Here is a 3973-nt window from a genome sequence, read left to right as displayed (position 1 = left end):
CGCAACCAGCGCATCTTGCACGGCGTCAAAGATCTTACGGTCAATCAACACACGCTTCACGGCGCAGCATATCTGGCCGTTGCCGCTGGTGAACCGACCGGCGATCAGCGCCGCCGCGGCGTTCTCGGGGTCGGCATCCTCGCAAATGATAGTGGCGTCGTTGCCGCCCAGCTCCAGGTGGACCTTCTTCATCGTTTTGGTCGCGCTACGCAGGATATGGCGACCCGCATCAGTGGAGCCGGTCATTGCCACCATGTCGATGCCCTCGGCGCGTACCAGCGCCGCGCCGACGGTCTCACCGGGGCCGGTGATCACCTGATGGGCGGCGGCCGGCAGACCAGCCTCTTCCATAAGCCGGGCTATCCTGATGAGTGTGAGCGGGCAGTCCTCGGGCGGTTTGGTGATCACCGCGTTGCCAGCGGCCAAGGCGCCGGCCGCCTTGTGGGACCACAGCTCCGCCGGGTAGTTGAACGGCACGATGGCGGCGACGACTCCGCGCGGCTGGCGCATGGTGAGAGCCAGAGACCCCGCGTGCCCTGGTATCGAATCGAGCGGGGTAACGCGACCAAACAGGCGCTTGGCCTCCTCGGCATAGCCGCGAAAGATGCGTATGGCAGCGTCGATCTCGCCACGCACCTCCCTCAGCGTCCGTCCATTCTCCCGGGCAAGCAAACGCGCAAGCTCGCCATGCCGCGCCTCCATCGCAGCGGCCGTGCGCATGAGGACCGCCGCCCGTTCATGCGAGGGCATGGCGGCGATGCGTCGCTTACCGGATTGGGCGGCTTCGACGGCACGGGCGATATCTTGCTCGCTGGCGTGAGGCACGACGTCGATGATCTCGTGGGTGGCCATGCTGAGGACCGGGTCGCTGGCCCCATCGGTTGCGGAAACCCATTCGCCGTCGATCAGCATTTGCGCCTGCATCGCCCTTCGCCTCTCCAGAAGCCATGTCCGCCTCTGCCCCCCGTTGCGCCACCCAGCTTATGCAGTATGTGCATCAAGTCAACGATTGTCGCACTATTCTCATCCGGCGGAAACTAATATACAAATATTGCACAACGTAGCGGAGGCCCCAACTTGGACACGAGAGTAGAAACCAATAGGAGCGCAACCGCGCTTCGGGCGCTGAAGGTTCTGGAGGTACTGGGCGAGGCCAACGGGCCGCAGTCGGTAGTCAATGTGGCCGAGGCACTGGGTGCCGATCGCAGCACGGCCTATCGGATGCTGATGACACTGATGGACGCCGGCTACGTCGCCCGAGATGCGCGCACGGGCGGCTATCGGCTCGGTTACAAGGTGCTGACGCTTGGCCGATCGCTCCTCGCCCGCGACGAGCGCAACGAGCTAATCCTGTCCTGCCTTCATGAGATTTCCGCCGAAACCCAGGAGACGGCGCACTACTCGGTTCTCGATCGAGATGCGGCGGTTCTAGTACTCCGCGCAAAGGGAACTCAGCTTGTTACGGTGGACTTCCAGATCGGTGATCGCGCACCGCTCCACTGCAGCTCCATCGGCAAGGCGCTTCTTGCCTATCAGGATGCCCGACTGGTCGAGGAGGTGATCGCCGCCGGCCTGCCGCAGATGGGGCCGAACACCATCACGGATCCTGCGCGCCTGCGCGCCGAGCTTGAGAGTGTGCGGATCGCAGGATACGCCTATGACGAGCTGGAATTCGCACCGGACATGCGGTGCGTTGCGGTTCCTGTTTTTGAAGAAGGGGGAGTCGTGCGCGGCGGGATCAGCCTGTCTGGCCCGGCGTCCCGCTACACGCCCGGGAAGCTGAAACAGCTCAAGGATGACGTAGTTGCCGCGTCACGTCGGCTGTCCCGCCAATTGGGCGCCACCGCTGAATAATCCGAACTGCACGCATACCACGCGGTGAGTCCAGCGGGGCTCCCGCTGCTGCCAGATTCGTCGGTCAGCTGATCCGCACGAGAGGTCGGGAATGGCTGGAAACGCCGGCTCTCGCCAACGCCAAGAGTATGACTGGGTTGGTTCATGGTTTGCCTGCGGAAATGTTTCCCATTCCAGATCGAAACTGAAACCAGAAGTTCCTCAGCGCCACCGATGCCCACCCTGCGGCGATGTCCGACAGGCGACGCAATACTGCCGGGTCTGTGGCGGACGCGATGAGATGTGAACTGGCTCTGCGCCCCGGCGAGTAGGATCGACCGCTCCGGGCCGGCGCATCGCAAACTCTATATCCTTGATCAAATGACTGCTTCTCAAGGCGGGTTGGACATGACTGTCCCACTCGCCTTCATGTATGTGGCAACCCAAAGGTCGCACTACTTATTGGCGGCAATTAATGCGGTTGTATACAGAGCGAATCTCCAACATTTTCATGCTGCTCGTCAGTATTTCTGCCAAGTGCCGATCCCATTCCGTGAGGGCATCGGGGGCAATATCCTCAAAAATCAAAAGGAGTGGAAAATGAATAGAACATTAGCGGCTACGACGGCAGCGCTGTTAGCGAGCACTGCCTTGGCGGTAGCGCAGGGCCAGAACGAATTCGACTGGTTCCAGGCAGGGATCGGCCAAACCGCGTCGCTGGACCAGGTCCAGGCGGGATTCTCGACAGGCGATAACTACGCGTCGATCACGCAGCTCGGAGCCTTTAACACAGCGATTGCTACGCAGACACAGACCGCCGGAGGGGCGGCCGAGGGAGGGTCGGACGGAGACAACACATCTTTTATCGGTCAATTCGGGGCGCTGAACTGGGCCGCCGCTGTGCAGGCGCAGGGCGAAGCTCCTGGTATCGAGGGTTCGAGCGGCGACAACTACTCACAGATCCTCCAGCTGGGGATTGGGAATATCGCGGGGGTTTCGCAAACGCAGGGCAACTCGAGTCGTCACGACAACTTTTCGGAGATTACGCAACTCGGTGTATCAAACCTTGCGATGGTGACGCAGGGGCCTGCTGACGCGCCCAGTAATGCCGGTGCTACAGCTGGAAACATTTCTGGCATCGTTCAGTTCGGTGCGATGAATCAGGCCCTGGTTGAGCAGACGATGCATCGGGGATTTGAGGAGAACAACTCCGACATTCTGCAGCTCGGGGTCGGGAATTTTGCCGCTGTCTCACAATATATGGGGCAGAACGCGCGCGAAGGCACGAACAACTCTGAGATCTTGCAGGTGGGTGGCCTGAACGCCGCGGTCGTTGGTCAGACTCAGCCGAATATCACAGACGGGGACGTGCTTGGCGACAATCAGTCGACAATCTTCCAGGCGGGCGTCGGCAATGCGGCGGTCGTTGGCCAATCGCAGGCGGTGAGCGAGGACGTGGATCCGTCCACCGGGCTCAACACGTCTGAAATTGTGCAGCTCGGCGCCGGCAACTTTGCCGGGGTATCGCAGAGCCAGGCCGCAGGTTCCATCGGACTCAACGAGTCGAACATCCTGCAGCTCGGCGGTGGCAACGCCGCCATAGTGATCCAGGAGCAGGGGTCCGGAACGCCGGCGGGACCGACCTTCTTTGGTTTTGGCGATCGGGCCCAACCTGGTTCAAGCGGAGACAATATCTCCGAGGTATTTCAGATCGGGGTAGATGTCGAAAACGCCAACTTCGCCCTAGTGTCCCAGAGCCAGGCGACCAATTCATCGGGCCTCAACCAGTCTGACACGTTTCAGGTCGGCGAGGGGAATGCTGCAATTATTGTGCAAGAGCAAAGTGCGGGCAGTCCGGGGCTAGTTGCTCCAATCGGCAGCGGATTGCCTAACCAGCCTGGATCGTCCGGCCAGAACGTGTCGTCGACCGTCCAGCTCGGCGAGGACAATTTCGTCATGGTCGAGCAGAGCCAGGCGAACGCACAGGCACTTGCGGGCATCGGGCTGCCGGGTTCGAGCAACGACAATCTGTCCGGCGTTTTCCAGGTGGGCCCTCACACCACCTGCTACAACCGGTTCGTGCGCTGGCGACGCGCCGGGATCTGGGACCGCCTGCTGGAGGCGGTGGCGCGGGCCTATG

Annotated in this window: 2 protein-coding genes and 1 pseudogene; 2 read left to right on the top strand and 1 reads right to left on the bottom strand. The window is 61.5% G+C overall.

What is annotated here, in order from left to right; all coding sequences use genetic code 11:
• Positions 1-912: aldehyde dehydrogenase family protein (locus QZT63_RS16570; RefSeq protein ID WP_290652629.1), on the bottom strand; the 912-nt coding region annotated here is incomplete at its 3' end.
• A 165-nt stretch (positions 913-1077) separates the two neighbouring features.
• Here QZT63_RS16570 and QZT63_RS16565 point away from each other — a divergent pair.
• Together QZT63_RS16565 and QZT63_RS16560 are read left to right on the top strand one after the other, a co-directional pair.
• Complete coding sequence (locus QZT63_RS16565) at positions 1078-1854, top strand: IclR family transcriptional regulator (protein ID WP_290652627.1); 777 nt, start codon at positions 1078-1080, stop codon at positions 1852-1854.
• Between the two features lie 2022 nt (positions 1855-3876).
• Positions 3877-3973: pseudogene (locus QZT63_RS16560) on the top strand (IS5/IS1182 family transposase); the annotation flags it as partial.

This window comes from Aquisalimonas sp., from assembly GCF_007120195.1.
In the GTDB taxonomy this organism is placed as follows: Bacteria; Pseudomonadota; Gammaproteobacteria; order Nitrococcales; family Aquisalimonadaceae; genus Aquisalimonas.
Note: the sequence above shows the minus strand (reverse complement) of the source record. Positions and strands in the feature narration are given on the sequence as shown.